The following is a 21,633-nucleotide window of genomic DNA, read 5'->3' on the forward strand; positions in this document are numbered from 1 at the left end:
GCGATAGCGGCTGACCGCCAGATACCGCTCATGATATACATATCCGGCTACGCCACCTTCAGGCGCCATCCCGGCCACTGCCCTGCCCGCCTCGCCGACGCCATGCCCTACCCCGCTTTGACCACCGCCCGCCTTATCCTGCAGCCGCTCGCCATGGACGACGCCGAGGCCATCCAGCGCGTCTTTCCGCAATGGGAAGTCGTGCGTTTCCTGGCGGACCAGGTGCCGTGGCCCTATCCAGACGACGGCGCCAGCGACTACGTCGAGCACGTGGCGCTGCCCGCCATCCGCCGGGGCGAACAATGGCATTGGACTGTACGCACGCTGGACGCGCCCGCCCGCCTGATCGGCGTGATCAGCCTGATGGACGACGAATCCCATAACAACCGCGGCTTCTGGCTGGACCCGGACCATCATGGCCGCGGCTACATGAGCGAAGCCAGCGACGCCGTCACCGCCTATTGGTTCGACGTGCTGGGCAAGCCGTTCCTTCGGGCGCCCAAGGCCGTCGCCAACACCGGTTCGCGCAAGATTTCCGAACGCGGCGGCATGCGCGTGGTGGGCCTCGAAGAGCGCGGTTTCGTCAGCGGCCGCCAACCGGCCGAGATCTGGGAAATCACCCGCGACGAATGGCTGGCCCGGCGCCAACGCCCCGTCTGAGGCCTGGTATCCGACCCCGTTTTTTTCCCATCCCACCGCTGGCTGACGGGCAGGTTAAGCCGGCGCTTACCGGCCCTTTCGCCCTGCTTTCCGGCGGATTGACTCCCGCGGCTCCTGGCTAGAATTTCCCGAAAATCCGGCATTCCGCGCACGGAATGTCTTCCCCTTCGGGCAAGATCCATGAATCCGTCTTCCGTCATCGGCGCCGTCGTCGGCCTGCTTACCCTGCTTATCGTCGTCGCGCTATCCGCCACCGACGCCAGCATGTACTTAAACCTGCCGGGCCTGGCCATCGTCCTGGGCGGCACCTGCGCCGCGCTGTTCATCGCCTACCCGCTGCAGGAAGTGCTGCGCATCTTCAAGCTGGTGCGCACCGTGTTCCGCAACGACCAGCACGACCAGCAGCGCGACATCGAAGAACTGGTGTCCATGGCCCAGCTTTGGATGAACACCGACGTCCACAAGGTGGAGCAAGCGCTCAAGAAGGTCTCCAACCCATTCCTGCGCACGGGCGTGCAGTTGATCATCGACAACACCCCGGAAGACCAGATCATTGAAGTGCTGCAATGGCGCGTCGCCCGCCTGCGCGCCCGGGAACAGGCCGAAGCGCAGATGTTCCGCGTCATGGCCACCTTCGCCCCCGCCTTCGGCATGCTGGGCACGCTGGTCGCCCTGATCAACCTGATGGCCGTGCTGGGCGACGGCAGCATGACGATGATCGGCCAGCACCTGGCCGTGGGCCTGATGACGACGTTCTACGGCATCCTGCTGGCCAACCTGGTCTGCAAGCCGATCGCGCTCAAGCTCGAGCGCCGCACCGCGCGCCGCATCGAGTCGATGAACATGGTGCTGCAAGGCATTTCGATGATGTGCGAGAAGCGCGGGCCGGCCGTCGTGCGCGAAACGCTGAATTCCTTCGTCATGCACGTCGAAGACGAAATCTACGACGGCGGCCTCACTGCCAAGGCACCGCCCAAATCCAAGACGGAAGGCCAGGTCAAGCCGGCCGCCCAGCCCGTTTCCATCACCCGTCCTGCCCCCGCGCGTCAATGAGCCTGATTTCGCCCTCCCTGGCGCAGCGGATCGAACAGGCCCGCCAGGCCCAGTTGCGCGCGCAGAAAGCGGCGGACAACAGCGGCTGGCGTCCCAGCCAGACTGACCGCAAGGACCGCTACGCCCGCTGGCACGTCGAAGAGACCGTGGAGCAGGACGCCGAAAACTGGCTGCTGAGCTATCTGGACCTGATCACCCTGCTGCTGGCCATGCTGGTGGTGATGCTGGCCGTGTCGCGCCTGCACGGCCAGGCCCCTGCCGCGTCCGACACGCCGGTGGAACTGGTCGGCACGCTGGCCGCCAGCGGCCTGCCCAAATACGACGGCGAATACGCCGAATTCGACGCCACCCCGATCCCCGCCAGTTGGGCGGAGCCGCCCGCCCCCGCCGCCGAAACCGCGCCCGCCGACGACGGCAGCGTGAAAGTGGCCGACGCCGCACCGCCGCTTAAGGCCCCTTCCAAGGAATCGCTGGGCCTGGGCGACCTGGGCAAATCGGTGGACGTGATCATCAATGAACAGTCCGTCAGCTTCCGCATCAGCAACGAACTGCTGTTCCCCTCGGGCCAGGCCACGCTCAGCCCCGCCGGCCTGGATGTCATCAAGCGCCTGGCCGCCATCCTGACCAAGAACGAATACCAGGTGTCGGTGGAAGGCCATAGCGACCCGGTGCCGATCCAGACCCGGCAATTCGCGTCCAACTGGGAACTGTCCAGCAGCCGCGCCACCAGCGTGCTGCGCGAACTGGTGCGCGACGGCGTGGCGGCCCCGCGGCTGCGCGCGGTGGGCTACGCCGAAACCCGGCCCATCGAATCCAACGACACCCCCGCCGGCCGTGCCGCCAACCGGCGCGTCGAACTGATCATGGATATCGCGCCGAAACAAGCGCCGGTCAAGGAAGCGCAGACCCCGGTCAAAGCGGTCGCCAAGGGGCCCTGAACGGGCGCGGTCGACGCCACGGCGCATTGATTGCGATAGCGGCTGCCCCACAGCCATCGGCCCCTTCCAACCGAATTCGTTTCGTACACTGGAAGGTGGTCAATCTCTGGGCGTGGAAGATCATGCAATCGTCCGCACTGGAAAAGCAGCTGGGATTCCTACGGGAAATCGACCGGCTGAAGACGGTCATCCGGCAATCGCCGCTGCTTGACGGCAGCCGAAAGGAAAACACCGCGGAACACTCCTGGCACCTGGCGATGTATGCCCTGATGCTGAGCAGTTCGAGCGCGCCGCGACCGACGACGCGAAGTTCGCGAAAGCGCTCGACCGCTTTCAACCGCTGAATCGATTTTCCAGGAAGACTGACGTAAGCTCTCCGAACCTGCCACCGCGAGCCAGAATCCGGAACCCCCATGTCCTACCTGCTGCTGATCGTTGAACCCGTGGGCCAGCGCGCCCAACGCACGCCCGAAGAAGGCCGCGACGCCTATGCGCAGATGGTGCGCTACGCAGAAGGGCTGAAAGCACGCGGCCTGCTGACGCAGGCCGAATCCCTGAAGTCCGAATCCGAAGGCGTCCGCCTGCAAATCCGCGACGGCGAACGCTCGCTGATGGACGGCCCCTACGCCGAGGCCAAGGAAATGATCGGCGGATTCTTCCTGCTGACGTGCGACACCCGCGAAGAGGCCCTGGCCCTGGCCGCCGAATGCCCGGCGGCGCAGTGGGCGACCGTCGAGGTCCGCGAATTGGGTCCGTGTTTCATGTAACGACCCCGTCCGCCGCCGCCATCAAAGGGCGAGTCGTTTGCCTGATTGACTGCAGATTCATAAAATGCAGTCAATGCATGCATATGGAGCCATCGCATCATGCCTATGCTTACTGTCAGGAACCTCCCCGACGAGGTCCACCGGGCCCTGCGCGTACGCGCAGCCCAACATGGTCGCAGCACCGAAGCCGAAGTGCGTGCCATCCTGGAAGACGCTGTGAAGCCCGAAGGACGCGTCAAGCTGGGCTCCCTGTTAGCGCAAATCGGGCGACAAGCCAATCTGACTGATGAAGAAGTCGCGGTATTCGGCCAGCGGGACAAAACCCCTGCGACGCCACCGAGGTTCGAATGATTGTGCTTGATACGAACGTGGTCTCGGAACCATTGCGGCAGATCCCCTCTGCCAACGTTGTCGCGTGGATCGACCAGCAACCACTGGAAACCCTGTTTCTTTCCGCAATCACCGTTGCCGAATTGCGGTTCGGCATTGCGTCTTTGCCTGCTGGCAAGCGGCGCACCGCCCTGCTCCACAACCTTGAGCATCGCGTCTTGGCGTTGTTCGCGGGGCGCGTCTTGCCATTCGATGGTGGCGCCAGCCAGCCTTATGCGGAATTGATGGCGCGGGCGCGGGCTAGCGGTCAAGCAATCGCGGCTGCTGAGGGCTATATCGCAGCGACAGCCGCTGCGCATGGAATGAGCGTGGCGACCCGCGACGTCGCCCCCTTCCTGGCTGCCGGCCTCACGGTCATCAACCCCTGGATCGCATCTGATGGGTGATTCCACCTGGTACTTACCCTAGGTCTGCAAATTCCTTGTCGATCTGATGTCTTCCCGTTCGTCGTGCCAGTACAAGCCGAAAGTCCCGACCGGTACCCAGGCTGCGATGTCCCAACCCAAGGAGAGATTCAGATGCGATTCATGATCATCGTGCGGGCCACGCCCGACAGCGAAGCCGGCCTGATGCCGGAAGAAAGCCTGCTTGCCTCGATGGCGACTTATCACGAAGCGCTGGCCAAGGCCGGCGTGCTGCTGGACGCCAACGGCTTGCAGCCGTCGTCCAAAGGGTGGCGCGTGCAATACGACGGCGGCCAGCGCACGGTGGTGGACGGCCCCTTTGCCGAGACCAAGGAATTGATCGCCGGCTACACCATGATCCAGGTGCGCTCGCGCGAAGAAGCCATGCAGTGGGCGCTACGCTTTCCCGAGCCGTTCGTCGGCCAGCCCTGCGCCATCGAAGTGCGCCAGCTGTTCGAGCTGGAAGACTTCGCCCCCAGCAAGGCGGTGGACCGCTTTCGCGACATTCCCGGCGTCAGCCACTAAGCCGCGCGGAACCCCCTCATGCTGAAAACCCTGTTGCTGATCATCGTGGCCGCCATCGTTCTGCTGCTGGCGTATGCCGCCACCCGCCCTGACACGTTCCGGGTCGAGCGCAGCGCGCAGATCCAGGCCCCGCCGGAGCGCCTTTTCCCGCTGATCAACGATCTGCAGGCGTTCAACACCTGGAACCCCTACGAGAAGAAAGACCCCGCAATCAAGGGCCGCTACGGCGCGTCCACCGTCGGCCCGGGCGCCACCTACGCCTGGGAAAGCGAGAAAGTCGGCGTGGGCGAAATGCGCATCGAATCGGCCCAACCAAACACCACCGTCGGGATGCGCCTGACCTTCGTCAAGCCGTTTGCAGCGGTCAACCAGGTGACCTTCAGCCTGACGCCCGCAGACGGCGGCACGCGCGTCGTCTGGGCCATGGAAGGCCGGCTGAACTTCGTTGCAAAACTGATGCACATCTTCTTCAATATGGACCGTATGGTCGGACAGGATTTTGAAGACGGGCTCACCAACCTGAAGGCCTTGGCCGAAAAGCGCCAGGCCCCTACCGGAGCATGAACATGCACAAGCAAATCTACATCAACCTCGCCATCGCCGACATGCAGAAGTCGCAGGCCTTCTTCAAAAGCCTGGGCTTCACCTTCAATCCGCAGTTCACCAACGAACAAGGCGCCTGCATGGTCATCAGCGACGACATCTACGCCATGCTGTTGACCAAGGATTTTTTCCAGGGATTCACCGGCAAGCCGCTGGTCGACGCGACCCGGGCCACCGAAGTGCTGATCTGCCTGTCTTGCGAAAGCCGCGCCGAAGTCGATGATCTGGTCGCCCGGGCGGTGGCCGCCGGCGGCACCGCGCCGCGCACGCCGCAAGACCATGGCTTCATGTACGGCCATGGCTTCGAAGACCTGGACGGCCACATCTGGGAACTGGTGTACATGATTCCCGGCGAAGCGGCTGGCGCATGAGCCAGGCGGCGACCCATCGGGCCATCGAGGCGGTCTGGCGGATCGAAGCCGCCAGCGTCATCGCCGGCGTCGCGCGACTGGTGCGCGACGTCGGCCTGGCCGAAGAACTGGCGCAAGATGCGCTGGTGGCCGCCCTTGAACGCTGGCCCGACACCGGTGTGCCGGACAACCCGGGAGCGTGGCTGATGACCACCGCAAAGAACCGTGCCCGCGACCGCTTGCGCCTGGACGCGCTGCACACCCGCAAGCATGACCAGATCGGCCGCGAGCTTGAGGCCTTGCAGGCCGACGTGGAACCCGATTTCGTGGATGCGCTGGACGCCGCGCGCCAGGACGATATCGGCGACGACCTGCTGCGCCTGGTCTTCACCGCCTGCCATCCCGTGCTGTCCACCGAGGCGCGCGTGGCGCTGACGCTGCGACTGCTGGGCGGCCTGTCCACGGCCGAGATCGCCCGCGCGTTCCTGGCCTCGGAATCGGCGATCGCCCAGCGCATCGTACGGGCAAAGCGCAGCCTGACGGCAGCCAAGGTGCCCTTTGAAGTGCCCCGGGAACAAGACCGCGCCCCCCGCCTGGCATCCGTGCTGGAAGTCGTCTATCTGATCTTCAACGAGGGCTATTCGGCGACCTCGGGCGACGACTGGATGCGTCCGGCGCTATGCGACGAAGCGTTGCGGCTGGGCCGCATCCTGGCGGAACTGACCCCCGGCGAAGGCGAGGTGCATGGCTTGGTGGCGCTGATGGAACTGCAGGCGTCCCGCCTGCCGGCGCGCACCGATGCGCAAGGCCGGCCCGTGCTGCTGATGGAACAGGACCGCAGCCGCTGGGACCCCTTGCTGATCCGGCGCGGGCTGGCGGCGCTTGCGCGGTCGGCCGCCCAGGGCGGCGCGCTGGGCGCGTATGCGCTGCAAGCCGAACTGGCCGCCTGCCACGCACGCGCCCGCACGCCGCCGGAAACCGACTGGCCGCGCATCGTGGCGCTATACGACGCGCTGGCGCAGGTGATGCCGTCGCCGGTGGTGGCGTTGAACCGCGCCGTCGCGGTCGGCATGGCGTTCGGGCCGCAGGCCGGGCTGGACCTGGTCGACGCCTTGGCGGCCGACGCCGCATTGGCCAACTACCATTGGTTGCCCAGCGTACGCGGCGACCTGTTGGCCAAGCTGGGCCGCCACGCCGAGGCTTATGCGGAGTTCGAGCGCGCCGCCGGCATGACGCGCAACGCGCGCGAGCGCGAACTGCTGTTGGCGCGCGCCGGCGACATGCTGGCGCAGCGCACGCCTTCCTCCCAGGACTGACGCGCCCCTTCCTGGCCACTGTCAAAGATTGTCAATGCGTGCGCCGGCGCTGCCGGCCAGGAGTAGGCTCGTCCGAACCGCGGAACTGCAATGGGCGGAGCGTCGCATGAACAAGACTGGCACGGTGCTGTTGGCATCCACGATCGGCGTGTTGGCGCTGGTCGTGCCCTTTTCACTGTCGCTCTACCTGGCTCAGGCGCAGGGACGCGAGGATGCCCTGGCGACCCTGCACGACATGGCGGACGATGTGTTGCACCGGGCCGACAATGCCCGTATGCAAATCAGCGACGCCATTACTGCCCTGAACAGCAATCCCGGCGAGCTGCCCTGTTCGGCGGAGCAATTGACCCGCATGGGCATCCTGTCGGCGGCCTTCAGCCACGTGGCCGGCATGGCGCGCCTGGAGAACGACGCGCTGGTCTGTTCCACGCTGGGCAATCAGGACCTTCCGCTGAATCTGGGCAAACCCGACGGCAACCGGCCTTATGGCCTGCGCTTCTGGAGCGGCATCGAATTGCCCAACCTGCCCGGCTACCAGTTCAGCGTGCTGGGGCGCGACGGCTACGCGGCCCTGGCCTACCCCGATCTGGCGATCGACTTGCTGAATCGGGAATCGCCCGTTTCCCTGGCGTTCTTCACGGGCGGCCAGCGCCGCGTCCTGGGACGCCGCGGCGTGATCCGCGACGAATGGGTCGACCGATACCAGGGCCAGCCCCTTCAGTTCGAGGACGACGGCTACTTCGTGGTGATGCAGCCGTCCGCCGCCACCGACAACGCCGCGCTGGCCGCCATGCCGTCGTCGCTGGTGCAGGCCCAGGTGCGGCGTTCGGCCTATATCCTGGGGCCGGTCGGCCTGATATTGGGCGTGCTGCTGACCTGGGCAGTCGCCGTCATCGCGCGGCGCCGCATGTCGCTTGCCGGAGAGTTGCAGGCGGCCTTCGAGCGCGACGAGTTCTTTGTGGAATACCAGCCCATCATCGACCTGCGCGACGGCCGGTGCGTCGGTGCCGAAGCGCTGGCGCGGTGGCGCAATGAAAACGGCGCGCTGGTCAGCCCCAACGTCTTCATCCCCCTTGCGGAGGCCAACGGCATGATCCAGCGGGTCACGTCCAGGGTGATGGAGATCGTCGTGCGCGACGCAGCCACGCTGCTGCGCGGCAACCCGCGCTTGCACATCGCCATCAACCTGTCTTCCGAGGACCTGCATGCCGGCGGCGTCGAAACGCGGATGACGGATCTGGTGCGGCAGGCGGGCATGCGTCCCGACAGCCTGGTGCTGGAGATCACCGAACGCGGGCTGATGACGCCGGAGAAAGCGCGCGGCGTGCTGCTGGCGGTGCGCGCCGGGGGATTCCGCGTGGCGATCGACGATTTCGGCACGGGGCATTCCAGCCTGTCGTACCTGGCCACCTATGAGCTGGACTTCCTGAAGATCGACAAGATGTTCGTCGACACGCTGGGCACCGACGCCCCCACCAGCCTGGTGACGTTCCACATCATCGAACTGGCGCGCTCGCTGGGCTTGCAGATGATCGCCGAAGGGGTGGAAACCGAGGCGCAGCGCGACATCCTGCGGGCACGCGGGGTGCAGTATGCGCAGGGCTGGCTGTTCGGCCGCCCCATGAGCATCCAGAAGCTGCAGGAATTCGCGGCGCGGGCCGGACAAGGCCTGCCCCCCACGGACGCCTCGACCTTCCTCGGCCCCGCCCGGCATGCTTAAATCGCAGGCATGCGTCCCGATTCCACCGCCTCTTCCGAGCCGGGCGCGCCCCTGCTGGCGGGCGTGCCGGCGGCGTTCGACCATCCCAATGACCGCGCCGAATTCCGCCATGCAGCGCACCAGCCTGGCGTAGAGCTGTATCGCGCGCACATCGTGCGCCACGCCTTCGAGCCCCACACGCACGAAGCCTATGGCCTGGGCGCCATCGAATCCGGCGTCGAGCGCTTCCGCTACCGGGGCGCAGAGCACCTGGCGCCCTCCGGGTCGGTCGTGCTGATGAATCCCGACGAGCTGCATACCGGCCGCGCCGAAACCGACACGGGCTGGCGTTACCGCATGGCCTATATCGACCCGGACGTGGTGGCGCGCGTCACCGGCGAATCCGGCTGGTGGTTCGACACGGCCGTCGGCCACGACAACGCCGGCGCGCAACGCGTGACCGCTCTGCTCGACACCTTGTGGCAGGCACGCGAACCCCTGGCCTTCGACAGCGCGCTGTACCTGCTGCTGGGCGAATTCCGCCGCCACGCCCAGGTGCCGCGCGCGACACCGGACGAAGGCGCGCAGCGCTTCGCGCTCGTCATCGACTACCTGCGCGCCCACCTGTCGCGTCGCCTGACATTGGATGAATTGGCGGCCGTGGCGGGACTGAGCCCGTTCCATTTCCTGCGCCGCTTCCAGGCGCAGCACCACGCCACGCCGCAACAGATGCTGATGGCGCTGCGGCTGTTCGAAGCCAAGCGCCTGCTGGCCGCCGGCGTCGAACCCGCGCAGGTGGCGTTGGCGGCCGGCTTGACCGACCAGGCCCATCTGACCCGCGCGTTCTCGCGCCGGTATGGCGTCACCCCCGCCCGCTATCAGAAGCAGGTGCGCGGCTAGGCGCCCCACCGCAATCTGGTACAAGACCGGCCCGCCTGGCGCTGGCTAGACTGCCCGCATTGAACACCTGGAGCGTTGTATGTGGGCGGGAACCCTTTATGCCCTGGCCGCCGGCCTGATGTGGGGGCTGGTATTCGTGGGGCCCCTGCTGTTGCCGGAATACCCGGCCGCGCTGCAGTCCGTGGCGCGTTATCTGGCGTTCGGCCTGATCGCGCTGCCGCTTGCGTGGCTGGACCGCCATCGCCTGCGGCTGTTGACGCGCGCCGACTGGATCGAGGCCCTGAAACTGGCCGCCATCGGCAACCTGCTGTACTACCTGTGCCTGGCCAGCGCCATCCAGCGGGCCGGCGGCCCCGTCCCCACCATGATCATCGGCACGCTGCCGGTGGTGATCGCCGTCTGCGCCAACTTGCGCAATGCGCGCCGTGACGGCAAGCTGCCCTGGAAGCGCCTGGCGCCATCGCTGGCCCTGATCGCGCTGGGCATCGGCTGCGTCAACCAGGTCGAGCTGCAAGCGCTGCGCCAGGAGGCCGACGCCGACCTATCCCGCTACGCCGTCGGCGCGCTGCTGGCGCTGGGCGCCGTCGCCTGCTGGACCTGGTATCCGCTGCGCAACGCCGACTGGCTGCGCGCGCATCCCGACCGCAGCCCCAGTACCTGGGCCACGGCCCAGGGCGTGGCCACCCTGCCCCTTGCGCTGGCAGGCTACGCGATGTTGTGGGGCGGCATGGCCGCCACCGGCAGCGGCTTCGCCATGCCATTGGGCCCGCGCCCGGACGTGTTCCTGGGCCTGATGATCATCATCGGCCTGTTCGCGTCCTGGCTTGGCACGCTGTGCTGGAACGAGGCCAGCCAGCGGCTGCCCACCGCGCTGGCCGGCCAGTTGATCGTGTTCGAGACGCTGGCAGCGCTGGCTTACGCCTTCATCCTGCGCGGCACGATGCCCGAACCGCTGACGATGGCGGGCATCGCCTGCCTGGTCGTCGGCGTGCTGCGCGCCGTGCGCGTCAAACCCGAACCCGTGCCCGCCCCCGCCTGACTACAACAGGCCCGGCAGCAAGCTCAGGTCGTCGATCACCTCGGACGCGCCTTCATCCAACAGGCGCTGGCGCTGGTCCGGCCCGTTGTGCGATGCGCCCACGAAGCCCACGGCCCGCATGCGCGCGGCGCGGGCGGCGCGCACGCCCGGCACGCTGTCCTCCACCACCACGCAGTCCAGGATCGCGGTGCGCATCTGGCGCGCCGCGAACAGGAAGACGTCCGGCGCCGGCTTGCCTTTGGCGACCTGGGCCGTGCTGAACACGTTGGGCGCGAAGGCATCCCACAATCCCACCAGCCTCAGCGCCGCCTCCAGTTTGGGCGGCGTGCTGCTGGAGGCCACGCAGATCTCCATCCCGCGTGCCCGCAGCGTGGCCACAGTCTCGTGCACGTGGGGCAACGCCCGCAGTTCTTGTCGGAACGTGCTTTCCAGCCGGTCGGCGTACTGCCGCGCAAAGCCGTCGGGCAAAGTGCAGGCGTTCTCCGCTTGCAGCGTCTGCCACATGTCGGCGTCGGGAATGCCGGCGAACCGCCGGGCGGCCTCTTCGGGCGTGATGGCGATGCCGTGTTCGGCCAGCGCGCGCGACTGGGCGCGCGCCGCGATGATTTCGCTATCGATCAGTACGCCGTCGCAATCGAAGATCACGAGGCGGGTGGCAGGCGTATGCATGGCGGCTCCGTCAGAATCGACCTTCATGATAGGCCCCCTTCATGACGCTTCGCCATGTCGCTGCGCCAAGCGCCTTGCGGCGGATGGCTCGCCACGCCGGCTACAGGCGCGCCGCGCGCACCCGGCGCAGGCAGGCGGCGATGATCAGCCCGCCCAGGCCCGCCGCCAGCACCACGTAGGATGCCGAGGCCCAGCCGTAGCGGTCGATCACCCCGCCCACAGTGACCGGGCCGATGACCTGCCCCAGGTTGCTGCCCTGCATCACCAGGCCTACCGACGCCGCGGTCAACCCCGGGCGCGGCGCCACCATCGGCGCCGTGCCCAGCAGAGTCGCCGGAATCAGGCCGCCCACCGCGGAAAACAGCACGCACAGCAGGAACGTCGGCATGGCCGGCAATACCGACCGGAAGATCAGCAGCGCCACGACGCCCATCGTCACGCTGGCGCAGGCGATCAGCGTGGACCGGCGCCAGCCGCGCGCAAGCAACATGCCCGCGCCCAGGTTGCCGATGATGTTGGCGGCGCTGGCGATTGCGCTGTAAAGCCCCGCCTGCGCCAGCGTCAGCCCCAGCTTTTCCATCAGCAGCACGGGCAGGAAGGTGAACAGCGCAAAGAACATCAGGCTGTACAGCGTGAACGACAGCGCCAGCAGCACCGGCCCCGCCGCGCCCAGCGTATCCGCGGTATCTTGCCGCAAGCCGCGCCACGACAGGCTGGCGCTGCCAGGCGTGGCCGGCGCCAACGCCGCCACGCAGGCCAGCGCCACTGCCACCGCCGCCCCCGCGCACCACCAGTACGCCTGCCAATGGTCGAACGCCTGCGACGCCAGCATCGCGACGGCCATGCCCGCCGGCATATAGCAGCTCCAGAGCGCAAAGGCGAAATCCCGGTTCGACGCCGACACCATGCGCTGCAAGGCGGCCGGCCCGGCCACCGTGATCATCAGGAAACCCAGGCCTTCGACGACGCGGGACGCCAGCAGGACGCCGTACCCCGGCGCCGTGGCGCCCGCCGCCGTGCCCAACGCCGTCGCGGCCAGGCCCAGCAGCAGCATGCGCCGCGCGCCGAAGCGGGCGATCACGCCGCCCGCCGCGATGCCGCCGATCACGCCCAATATCGAAAACACAGCGGTCAACGTGCCGATCGACGCCAGATCCAGCCCCATGTCCTGGCGCAGCAGCGGCGCGGCGATGATGACTTTGCCCACCTGCAACGACGCCACCACGCCCGCGCCGACGATGGCCAGCACCCCGGCCCACCGGGTTTCACCCTGATTCATTCCAACCTCTCTTCCCATGCGATTCCAACAGAATGCCTGCCGGCGCTGATCCTGATAAGTGATAATCTTTTGATGAAACCGATCGATTGAATAGATCAGCCGGAAGATGATAGACGCTCTGACGCTGGACCAACTGCGGGTGTTCGCCGCCGTCGCCGATACCGGCAGCTTCCGTGCCGCCGGGCGCAGCCTGTCGCGCGTGCAATCGGCGGTCAGCCACGCCATCGCCACCATGGAAGGGCAATTGGGCGTGACGCTGTTCGACCGCAGCGGCCGCCGGCCCGTCATGACGCCCCAAGGCCAGGCGCTGCTGGCCAACGCCCGCGACATCCTGCTGCGCATGGACGCACTGCGCGCGCGGGCGCAAGGCCTGGGCGAAGGCGTCGAGCTGTCGCTGTCGCTGGTGGTGGACACGCTGTTCCCCATCGCCGCCGTCGGCGCCGCGCTGAACGCCCTGCGCACCGCCTACCCGACCGTCGCGACCCGCGTTTCCGTCCTGCCGCTGGGCGGCCCCATCAACGCGTTGCTGACCGGCAGCCACACCCTGGGCATCATCGCCGGCGAACACTTCCGCCACCCGCGCATCGCCGTGCAGGCGCTGTCGTCGGTACAGATGGTCGCCGTCGTCGGCGCCGCCCACCCGCTGGCCCGGCTGCCGCCTGCCGATGCTGCGCTGGGCGCGCCCGAACTGGCCGACCACTTGCAGATCGTGCAGTCGGACCCCTCCGCCCTGACCGAGGGGCGCGACTTCGCCGTGCTGTCGCCGCAGACGTGCCGCGTCAGTGGCCAGGACACCAAGCATGCGCTGATCCTGGCGGGCGTGGGCTGGGGCCGCCTGCCGCTATGGCTGGTGGAACGCGACCTGGCCGAAGGCCGGCTGCTGCGCCTGCCCACGGACAGCCTTGGCCGCGCAAGCCAGGTCGCCACCGAAACCTATCTGGCCCATCGCATCGACCTGCCTTTGGGGCCGGCGGCACGCGCGCTGGCGGCCGCGCTTCGCGACGCCGTCTAAGCCTTGGGCGCTTGCGCATAGCTCACGCCCATGCCCGCCCGCACGTCGTTCTGGATGCCATAAGGCGCAATCGGATAACGCAACCCATTGGCGGCCAACGCCTTCATGCCCGCAATCGCCACCGGCAGATAACGCGGCGGCAGCGCCATCAGCATCTCTTCGTCGGGCACCCCGCCATAGCGGCGTTCGGCGAAACAGGGCAAGGACAAACTCGGTTCGCCCGTTGCCAGCGCGCGGCCCCAGGAATCCGCACAGGCCGTCTCGCCCACCACGCTCCAATCGAAGCGCCGATAGTTTTTCCACTGCAAGCCATTGATCAGAATGATCATCTGGCCCGGCGTGGCGTACACCAGGCAGATATCGGGCGGGTCCAGCCGGCCGGAGGCCAGCGGCGACACTACCAGCCCCCGGTATTTGCCCGCCGGCACACAGGACAGCGCCTCCTGGCGCGCCCGCGCGTCCGCCTCGGTCGCATGCCAGACGCCCACGTAGTCCTTGCCGCTTTTCCAGGCCTCGTCCTGCGGGCCCAGGCCGACCACCGCGCGGCACTGCGAGCCGACCAGGTCGTCGCCGGTGATGCCCACCGTCCACCCCAGCCGCGCCGCCATGCCGACGATCTGATCGGTCGTGTGCGTGGCTTGGGGCCGCCGAAGCCCTTTCACCCCCGCCATGGCGGCTTCATCATCGAACAGCTTCATGCCGATGACTGTGGTTTTCAACCGCAGCAGCTTGTTCAGGTCGTCGACCAGCGACGCCCAGTCTAGGGGCGTGTCGTGCGTTGTCTCTTCCATTCCCGTCCTTTGGACTTGTCATGCGCGGCGGCGCCGCGTTGGATGCTTGGGGATTTTACGGAATTGGAAGGCAGTAGCACCGCAAGCGATTCCCACCGGCCGTTAGAGGACGGCGAGCGCCTCATTCATAAGGCGCGGCGAATCAAACAGGAAGGGAATTCAGCGTATAGCGAGGGCGACCCTGCCCCACCTGAACAACCGTCAGCGAGATGCTGGCACTACGTTTCAGCCATTCCCGGATAAGGACATCCGGATCCTCAATGGAGGTGCCGACCTTTCCTTTTATGAGTCCGCCAGACGTTTGAAATTCGAAGGACCGGCTATTCGGAAGCACTACCACGAACACGCCTTGATACGTCTCCACGCCTTCTTTGATATTGTCTTCAGCTAGCCGGTGTGTCGAATGAACAAGCTGTTCAAATCCGTCAAACCTGAATATTTTGTTCTGGAATTCCAAGCCGCACCAAGCTTGATGCTGGGACAACAGCCCAAGAAATTCCGATATTTTCTTTACGGCACGAGGGTGAATCGCGTCGACAAGCTCTGCGACATCATCGTCACTGCCCACTGCGGAGGCCTCAAGCAACGATTGCATCTTTTCCAGGGCATCCGCCGTTTTCTCCTGCTCAGGAAACAATCCGCCTGCAGGCAGCTCGAATTCAAACCCAAAAGATCCAATGGCAGTGCCTGTTATCAGTAGCTGGTTTTTCGCCCGATCGGGGATCGGCCCCATGAAATGAAGGCTCTCGTTCAAGCCGGCAACCACGGCCGCAAACGCATCGGCGAACGCAATGGATGCCTTGCCTCCAAAATCGGCCGCAATGCCACGACTTCCAACAATCGGCCGTCCACGAAACGTAAGCTTCACGCGCGAAATTTTCGGCGTGGCAAGCTCCATTTCCAATGCTTGGCGTGCTGATTTAAGCCGGCTTTGGAGTGAAATTCGCTGAATAACCGCTGTTGGAGACAGGCCATCGAGAAGCTGTTCCAGCTCTCGAATTTCGGACTGTAAAGACTCTTCGCGTCGAATCATCGCGCGTCCCCAAAGTCGGCCCTGACTTGAGCTAGCACCTGCGCGGCTACAGGGTCTTGCGTACTTTCCAAATCCACCTGCACAAAACCCTTCCACATGCCGTCCCGCCGGTGCGACCACATGCTATGCCAATAGGAGACTCGTTGAATTGACTGAGCTTCCATGGGCACACCCAAGACTTCCCAATAGGAATCGACCCGATAGGCTTCTTTCACGTAGCCGTGATCGAAGAGTGGTGGATTCTTCGCGAACAGAGACGCCTCGTCCTCTCCTGGGGGAAGTTGCAAGAAAGATGGGGGGAATAACGCCTTGGAGGTTCCAAGCGGGAATCATGCAATTTCCTCTTGAGTCATATCTCTAACGCGCTATCAAACAGGCTAGATCGAATACATCATCATACAGGCCGGAGAAGCCCATCCTGATGGGACTCGGTCCGCTAATGATGTGACATAGGCTGAGGTTTCTAGTAGGGAAAGACGCTCGTTTGGCGATGGCGCCAGGCTGACGCGTTTCACGCCTACGACAAGCGCTTCATCAAATACTTCGGCGATTCCTCGTACCCTTGCCGGTAGTAGAAACGGTGCGCGTCCGTTCTGCGTTCGTGGCAATGCACTTCGATGCGGTCGCATCCCCGCGCGCGGGCCAATTCTTCAGCCGCCGCTTCCAGCTGCCGCCCCACGCCCGCGCTGCGCGCCTGATCGCTGACGCAGAAATACGTGATGCGGCAAAAATCGCCAGGCAGCGCCAGCTGGATCATGAAATGCAATCCGATGAAGCCCAGCAATTGGCCCGCCTCGTCTTCGGCGACCAGCAGCCGGGCATCGGAGTGCGCCGCCAATTGGGAGATCTTCTGCGGCACGAAGGATGCGGTGCCCGGGTAATCCAATTGCGTCAGCAATGCCGCGATGGCGGCGCTGTCCTCAGTCGTGGCGGTGCGGATCTGCATGAAGGTTTCCAGTCGATGTCAGCAGGAAAGCGCTGAATCGTATGACAGCGCCGTGTCCGCGCCATGACAGGCACGCCAGGGCCGGCTGCCCCGCCTACTCCGCCCGGTCATCCCGCTGCAACATGGCGAACAGCGCCCGGACCGGCGCGCGGTCCGCCGCCCGCGTGGACGCCGCCAGGCTGAACGACCGGTACAGCGGCGATGCCAGCCGCATCACCCGCAGGCCCCGCCGGCTCTCCGGCAAGGTCAGTGCGGGCACCAGCGTCACGCCCAGTCCGTCGCGGACCAGGGCGAACGCGCTGGCCCAGTCGCGGACCGAGGCGCGCACGTCAGTGATGGCAAGGCCGGCATCGGCGGCCAGGCTTTGCGCGTGCACGCTGCACCCGCCGGTGGCCAGCACGAAGGGCTGGACCGCCAGCTCCGCCAACGCGACGGCGCTGCCCGCGCGCGCCAGCGGATGCGCGGCGGGCAGCACCGCCATCCATTCGTCCTGGCCCAAGGGGCATACAGATTTGCCCGGCGCGGCATTCAGCACGACGCCCACGTCCACGGCGCCCGCGGCCAGCAGGGTTTCGACTTCGTCGTCGGTGGCTTCCAGCGACACCACGTCGATCTCGGGGTGCAGTTGCCGGAAACGGCGCAACACCGGCGGCAGCACGGTCGAGAACACCATCGGGAAACTGGCCAACCGCAGCGTGCCGCCGACGTCGCCCCGCGCCTCGCGCGACAAGGCCTGGATGCGATGCAGCGCGCCCAGCATGGCGCGGGCTTCGTCCGCCACGCGCAGCCCCAGCGCGGTCGGCACGGTCTGCCGGCGCTCGCGCGTGAAGAGCGGCGCGCCCAGCGTGTCTTCCAGTTGCGCGATCGCCTGGCTGGCGCCGGACTGGGTCATGCCCACCTGGGCGGCGGCGTGCGTGATGTTGCCGGCATCCACCACCGCCAGCACCAGCCGCCAATGCGTCAGGTTCATCATGGCATCAGCTCTACTTATGTCATATTTCTGGAAAAGTAATTTTACCGATGCTTTGCGCGGCCTCAAGCTGGGCGTCCTGTTGACCCCGGAACCGACCTATGAAGCTGTATTACGCCCCCCACACTTGCTCGCTGTCGCCGCACATCGTGCTGCGCGAACTGGGCCTGCCCTTCACGCTGGTGCGCGTGGACAACCAGACGAAACGCACGGCCGATGGCGGCGACTTCCTGGCGGTCAATCCCAAAGGGTATGTCGCCGCCCTGGAGCGCGGCGACGGGCAAGTGCTGACCGAAGGCCCGGCCATCGTCCAGTATCTGGCCGACCTGAAGCCCGAGGCCGGGCTGGCGCCGCCCAATGGCAGCTGGGCGCGCAGCCGTTTGCAGGAATGGTTGAACTTCATCAGCGCCGAAATCCATGGCGGTTTCGGCCCGCTGTTCAACCGCGACCTGCCGGTTGCGGCGCGCCTTTGGTGGCAGGCCCGGCTGGAAAAACGCCTGGACTACACGGCGCGCGAGCTGGGCGGGCGCCAGTACCTGCTAGAAGACCGTTTCGGCGTGGCCGACGCCTATCTGTACACCGTGCTGGGCTGGGCGGTGTTCTTCGACATCGACCTGACACGCTGGCCCGCCCTGGCCGCTTATATGGCCCGGATCGCAGAGCGGCCCAGCGTGCAGGCGGCACTGGCGGCTGAAGGCGCTACCAGCGGTACGTGACGCCGGCCATCATGCTGCGCGCCTTGCCGTAATAGCAACCGAAGGAATAGTTGCAGCTGGACACGTAGGTCTTGTCGAACAGGTTCTGCACGGTCAGGCTCGCGACCAGACCCCGCAGCGAGGGCGACATGTGCGCCAGGTCGTAGCGCAACGACGCGTCCACCACCGCGAAGGACGGCGTGCGGAAGGTGTTGGCCGAATCGCCATAAGCCGTGCCCGTCCAGCGCACGCCCGCGCCCACCTCCATGCCGCCCAGCACATCGCCGGCCAGGCGGTAGTTGGTCCAGAGGCTGGCGGCCCAGGTCGGCAAGGCCGCCAGGCGTTTGCCGGCATCGTAGGAGCCGGGCGTCGTACGCGGGTTCAGGTAGGTCAACCCGGCGATCACGTCCAGGCGTTCCATCGGGTGCGACTTGATCTCCAGTTCGACGCCCTTGGACCGCACGCCGCCGTTCTGGACCTCGTAGCCGGGATGCTCGAAGTCCTCGGATGACATGTTCTTCTGCTTGATCTCGAACGCCGACAGCGTGATCAGCGTGTCGCTGCCGGTCGGCTGATACTTGACGCCCACTTCCACCTGCTTGCCGGTGGTGGGCTTGAAGGACTCGCCCTCGTAATTCGTGCCGACCACCGGCAGGAACGACTCGGAATAGCTGATGTACGGCGCCAATCCGTTCTCGGCCACATAAGCCAAGCCCACGCGCCCGCTGAACGCGCTGTCGTTGCGGCGTGTCCGGGTGTTGGCCAGCAGGTCCTGGTTGTCGATCTTGGCCCAGTCGTAGCGTCCGCCCAGCGTCAGGACGAACCTGTCCAGCTTGACCTGGTCTTGCAGGTACAGCCCCACCTGGCTGACGCTGTTGTCCCATTTCGTGGTCAGCTCGGTATCCGGCTGCGCCACGTTGTAGTCGGGGTCGTACAGGTTCAGCGGCGTCGCGGCGTAGTTGTTGTAGCCCGTGTACTTACGGGAAAAATGGCGGTAGTCCAGGCCGACCAGCACCGTGTGGTCCAGCGCGCCCGTCTTGCCCTTAAGCTCCAGGTTGTTGTCGATGCTGAGCACATTGTTGTGCTGCCCCCAATCCAGCTTGGTCCGGCTTGCCTGACCGTAATCGGTATTGCCGTCGGCGTCCCGCACAAAGCGGTTCAGGTAAAAACCGCGGTAGTTGTCGCGCACGTCCACGAAGCGGATCGTCTGGCGAACCGCGGCTTGCTCAGAGAACTTGTGGGACAGGTCCGTGCCCACGACATACTGGCGGCGGTAGAAATCGTTGTAGCCGGGTTGCCCGGTAAAGATGTCGCGGTCGATCCGCTTGCCGTCCGGGCCCGCGAATACCGTGCCGATCGCCGGCAACGGCTGATAATCCGGTACCCCGCCATCGCGCTGCAGCTGCGTGTACAACGTCAGCGAGGTCGCCGCGCTGGGGCGCCACGTCAAGCTGGGCGCGATCAGCAGGCGGCGGCTTTCCTTGTAGTCGATCTGCTCATTGCCGCCGTTGGCCACCGCCGTCACGCGGTACAGCAGCGAACCGTCCTCGTTAGCGGGGCCCGTCAGGTCCAGGTTGCTTTCCACGCGGCCGTAGCTGCCCACGCCCAGGCGCACTTCGCGCAGCCGCTCTTCCGACGGACGCTTGGACACCAGGTTGATCAGGCCGCCCGGCTGGTTCTGCCCGTACAGCACCGACGCCGGCCCTTTCAGCACTTCGACCCGCTCCAACAGATACGGATCGATCTGCAACGCGCCGCCCAGGCTGCCCGCGTATGGCAGATACGTGCCGTCCAGGTACAGCGGCGCGGGCGCGAAGCCGCGCGAGTCGACCTCGTCGGCGATCATGTTGGAATCGGTGTATCCGTTGACGTTGACGCCCGGCGTATAGCGCAACGCCTGGGCGACCGTGGTGGCCCCGCGCGTCGAGATTTCCGCCGCGGTCACCACGTTGACCGTCTGCGGAATTTCCAGGATGGACGCGTCGGTCTTGGTGCCCGTGGCGCTGCGCTTGGCCGCCACGCCCGGCACCGGCCCCCATGCGCTTTCGGTTTGACCGACCACACGGACAGGCTCCAGCACGGCGGCGGCGCCCGGCGCGGCAGACGCGCGGCGCAAGCGGTAGGCCCCGCCTTCCTCAGCCACCGCGTCCAGGCCCGTGCCGGCCAGCAAAGCCGCCAACCCGTCGCGCACGCCGTACGTGCCGCGCAACCCCGGGCTGTCCACATCAGCGACCAGCGCAGGCTCCGCCCCCACCATCACGCCCGAACGGCGCCCGAATTCCAGCAGCACCTGGCGCAACGGCCCTGCCGCGATGCCGTATTGCTGCCTGGCGTCCACCACCTGCGCGTAGGCGGGCTGGGCCGGCGCCAAGGTGGACAGCAGCGCGCCGGCGGGCAAGCCGAACACGATATGGCACAACCAGCGGCGCGCGGGCGACAGCGTTGCGGACGTCGCGCGGCGACGGCGGGGATGATGCGGCATGAGGCGATCCTTGTGAGCGTTAGCGAGGGACAGCCCTGCCCGACAAGGCGGCTGTCTCACTGTCTAATGCTCGAATCGCGAAATGGTGCCGGGCTGTTACAAAATAAGCGTGCGCCATCGTCACCGCCCGACCGTCACCCAATACGCGGTGCGGCTGTGCACGTGCACAGGCAGGATCCGTTCAATCAGCCGCAGGACCTTGTCGGTGTCCTGCACCGGGAAAGCGCCAGTGACCCGAAGGTCGGCCACGGCGGGATCGCAACGCAAAAAGCCGCGCCGATAGCGCCCCAGTTCCGCCAGGAAATCCTGCAATCGCCAGTCGTCGGCGAACAGCATGCCGCTGGTCCAGGCATCGGCGTTGGCCGGGCTGGGTTGCGCCGCGTCCACGCGGTCGCGGTCGAACGTCGTGCGCTCTCCGCGGTTCAGGCGCAGTTCCGTACCACCCGACCGCGTCTGGATGCGTACGGCGCCCTCCTGCACGGCCACGTCGGTCTGCGCCTCTCCACCCAGTTGGCGCACCGTGAAGCGCGTGCCGATCGGACTGACGAAACCGCTGCGCGTCTCGACGATCAGTGGCCTGCCCAAAGCGTCCCGGCCGGATTCGACCTGGATCTCGCCTTCCACCAGGACGATGCGCCGCGCCTGGGCGTCAAAGCGCGTATCGACGGCACTGCGGGTGTTCAACATCAGGCGCGTGCCGTCCTCCAGCGTCAACAGACGGCGTTCGCCGACCCCCGAACGGTAAGCGGCCGTCCACAACCGCCACGGCGCGGGCTCGCCCGTCGCCATCACCAGCGCCCCGGTGGCCGATACGCCCAGCAAGGCGGCCAGCATGCGCCGCCGCCCGGCCTGCGACCGGCTTACCTGCTCGACGACCTGGCTCGCCGCCGCGCCCGGCAGCTTTGCCGCGTGCGCGTCAAGCGCCTGCGTCAGTGCCGCCACGCGCTGCCAGGCCAATTCGTGATCGGGGTTCGCCGCCCGCCAGGCTTGCCAGCGCGCACGGTCGGCCGGCGTGGGATCGCATTGCAGGCAGATCAGCCAGTCGGTTGCCGCCGCCACCACGGCGGGTCGGCTGCGCGGCAGCGTGGAGGTCGACAAGAAAGACATGCGCC

At 66.4% G+C, this 21,633-nt stretch carries 23 protein-coding genes and 1 pseudogene; 16 read left to right on the top strand and 8 right to left on the bottom strand.

Annotated elements, in window-relative coordinates:
* Positions 1-30 precede the first annotated feature (30 nt).
* The 14 genes and pseudogenes from A9973_RS09110 to A9973_RS09175 all read left to right on the top strand — a co-directional run bounded on the left by A9973_RS09110 (position 31) and on the right by A9973_RS09175 (position 10,644).
* Positions 31-660 carry a GNAT family N-acetyltransferase gene (locus A9973_RS09110; protein ID WP_255469097.1) on the top strand — a complete coding sequence of 210 codons (630 nt, stop codon included), beginning with the start codon at positions 31-33 and terminating at the stop codon, positions 658-660.
* Between the two features lie 180 nt (positions 661-840).
* A complete protein-coding gene (locus A9973_RS09115; RefSeq protein ID WP_183013441.1) occupies positions 841-1,713 on the top strand; it encodes a motility protein A in 873 nt (290 codons plus the stop codon).
* Positions 1,710-2,651 (top strand): OmpA family protein, encoded by a 942-nt coding sequence (locus tag A9973_RS09120; protein WP_183013442.1) that lies wholly within the window; start codon positions 1,710-1,712, stop codon positions 2,649-2,651. The genes A9973_RS09115 and A9973_RS09120 overlap by 4 nt, the downstream gene beginning before the upstream one ends.
* A gap of 122 nt (positions 2,652-2,773) precedes the next feature.
* Positions 2,774-2,929: pseudogene (locus A9973_RS31110) on the top strand (HD domain-containing protein); the annotation flags it as partial.
* A gap of 135 nt (positions 2,930-3,064) precedes the next feature.
* Complete coding sequence (locus A9973_RS09130) at positions 3,065-3,418, top strand: YciI family protein (protein ID WP_183013443.1); 354 nt, start codon at positions 3,065-3,067, stop codon at positions 3,416-3,418.
* A 99-nt stretch (positions 3,419-3,517) separates the two neighbouring features.
* The gene (locus tag A9973_RS09135) at positions 3,518-3,769 is read left to right on the top strand and encodes an Arc family DNA-binding protein (protein ID WP_183013444.1); all 252 of its coding nucleotides are present in this window, start codon (positions 3,518-3,520) and stop codon (positions 3,767-3,769) included.
* Positions 3,766-4,194, top strand: a complete 429-nt coding sequence (locus A9973_RS09140) for a type II toxin-antitoxin system VapC family toxin (protein WP_183013445.1) — start codon at positions 3,766-3,768, stop codon at positions 4,192-4,194. The genes A9973_RS09135 and A9973_RS09140 overlap by 4 nt, the downstream gene beginning before the upstream one ends.
* Positions 4,195-4,326: 132 nt before the next feature.
* A complete protein-coding gene (locus A9973_RS09145; protein ID WP_183013446.1) occupies positions 4,327-4,737 on the top strand; it encodes a YciI family protein in 411 nt (136 codons plus the stop codon).
* An 18-nt stretch (positions 4,738-4,755) separates the two neighbouring features.
* Positions 4,756-5,301, top strand: coding sequence for an SRPBCC family protein (locus A9973_RS09150; protein WP_183013447.1), 546 nt, complete (start codon positions 4,756-4,758; stop codon positions 5,299-5,301).
* Between the two features lie 2 nt (positions 5,302-5,303).
* On the top strand, positions 5,304-5,711 hold the full coding sequence (locus tag A9973_RS09155) for a VOC family protein (protein ID WP_183013448.1): 408 nt from the start codon (positions 5,304-5,306) through the stop codon (positions 5,709-5,711).
* Positions 5,708-7,006: an RNA polymerase sigma factor gene (locus tag A9973_RS09160; RefSeq protein ID WP_183013449.1), complete on the top strand. Its 1,299-nt coding sequence runs from the start codon at positions 5,708-5,710 to the stop codon at positions 7,004-7,006. The genes A9973_RS09155 and A9973_RS09160 overlap by 4 nt, the downstream gene beginning before the upstream one ends.
* 106 nt (positions 7,007-7,112) lie before the next feature.
* Positions 7,113-8,726 (top strand): EAL domain-containing protein, encoded by a 1,614-nt coding sequence (locus A9973_RS09165; protein ID WP_183013450.1) that lies wholly within the window; start codon positions 7,113-7,115, stop codon positions 8,724-8,726.
* 9 nt (positions 8,727-8,735) lie between these two features.
* Positions 8,736-9,605, top strand: coding sequence for an AraC family transcriptional regulator (locus tag A9973_RS09170; RefSeq protein ID WP_183013451.1), 870 nt, complete (start codon positions 8,736-8,738; stop codon positions 9,603-9,605).
* A gap of 79 nt (positions 9,606-9,684) precedes the next feature.
* Positions 9,685-10,644 (top strand): DMT family transporter, encoded by a 960-nt coding sequence (locus A9973_RS09175; RefSeq protein WP_183013452.1) that lies wholly within the window; start codon positions 9,685-9,687, stop codon positions 10,642-10,644.
* Here the strand turns inward: A9973_RS09175 and A9973_RS09180 are convergent, their stop codons facing one another.
* The gene (locus A9973_RS09180; protein WP_183013453.1) at positions 10,645-11,313 is read right to left on the bottom strand and encodes an HAD family phosphatase; all 669 of its coding nucleotides are present in this window, start codon (positions 11,311-11,313) and stop codon (positions 10,645-10,647) included. It lies immediately after the preceding gene.
* Between the two features lie 100 nt (positions 11,314-11,413).
* Positions 11,414-12,592, bottom strand: coding sequence for a CynX/NimT family MFS transporter (locus A9973_RS09185; protein ID WP_183013454.1), 1,179 nt, complete (start codon positions 12,590-12,592; stop codon positions 11,414-11,416).
* Positions 12,593-12,698: 106 nt separating this feature from the next.
* On the opposite strand from A9973_RS09185, the gene A9973_RS09190 reads away from it, so the two are divergent.
* Positions 12,699-13,604: a LysR family transcriptional regulator gene (locus A9973_RS09190; RefSeq protein ID WP_183013455.1), complete on the top strand. Its 906-nt coding sequence runs from the start codon at positions 12,699-12,701 to the stop codon at positions 13,602-13,604.
* On the opposite strand, the gene A9973_RS09195 is transcribed toward A9973_RS09190, so the two are convergent.
* The 4 genes from A9973_RS09195 to A9973_RS09210 all read right to left on the bottom strand — a co-directional run bounded on the left by A9973_RS09195 (position 13,601) and on the right by A9973_RS09210 (position 17,347).
* A complete protein-coding gene (locus A9973_RS09195) occupies positions 13,601-14,395 on the bottom strand; it encodes a DUF169 domain-containing protein (protein WP_183013456.1) in 795 nt (264 codons plus the stop codon). The genes A9973_RS09190 and A9973_RS09195 overlap by 4 nt on opposite strands.
* 142 nt (positions 14,396-14,537) lie before the next feature.
* Positions 14,538-15,428 carry a hypothetical protein gene (locus tag A9973_RS09200; protein WP_183013457.1) on the bottom strand — a complete coding sequence of 297 codons (891 nt, stop codon included), beginning with the start codon at positions 15,426-15,428 and terminating at the stop codon, positions 14,538-14,540.
* Between the two features lie 517 nt (positions 15,429-15,945).
* Positions 15,946-16,374 carry a GNAT family N-acetyltransferase gene (locus A9973_RS09205; protein ID WP_183013458.1) on the bottom strand — a complete coding sequence of 143 codons (429 nt, stop codon included), beginning with the start codon at positions 16,372-16,374 and terminating at the stop codon, positions 15,946-15,948.
* A 94-nt stretch (positions 16,375-16,468) separates the two neighbouring features.
* Positions 16,469-17,347 carry a LysR family transcriptional regulator gene (locus A9973_RS09210; RefSeq protein ID WP_183013459.1) on the bottom strand — a complete coding sequence of 293 codons (879 nt, stop codon included), beginning with the start codon at positions 17,345-17,347 and terminating at the stop codon, positions 16,469-16,471.
* A gap of 98 nt (positions 17,348-17,445) precedes the next feature.
* Between A9973_RS09210 and gstA the strand changes: the two genes are divergently transcribed.
* Complete coding sequence (gene gstA, locus A9973_RS09215) at positions 17,446-18,060, top strand: glutathione transferase GstA (RefSeq protein WP_183013460.1); 615 nt, start codon at positions 17,446-17,448, stop codon at positions 18,058-18,060.
* Here the strand turns inward: gstA and A9973_RS09220 are convergent.
* Complete coding sequence (locus A9973_RS09220; RefSeq protein WP_183013461.1) at positions 18,044-20,521, bottom strand: TonB-dependent siderophore receptor; 2,478 nt, start codon at positions 20,519-20,521, stop codon at positions 18,044-18,046. The genes gstA and A9973_RS09220 overlap by 17 nt on opposite strands.
* 120 nt (positions 20,522-20,641) lie before the next feature.
* Entirely contained in the window at positions 20,642-21,628 is a 987-nt protein-coding gene (locus A9973_RS09225) for a FecR domain-containing protein (protein ID WP_183013462.1), read from the bottom strand.
* Positions 21,629-21,633 lie beyond the last annotated feature (5 nt).

The sequence above is a fragment of the Achromobacter sp. UMC46 genome (assembly GCF_014170335.1).
GTDB lineage: Bacteria > Pseudomonadota > Gammaproteobacteria > Burkholderiales > Burkholderiaceae_B > Achromobacter.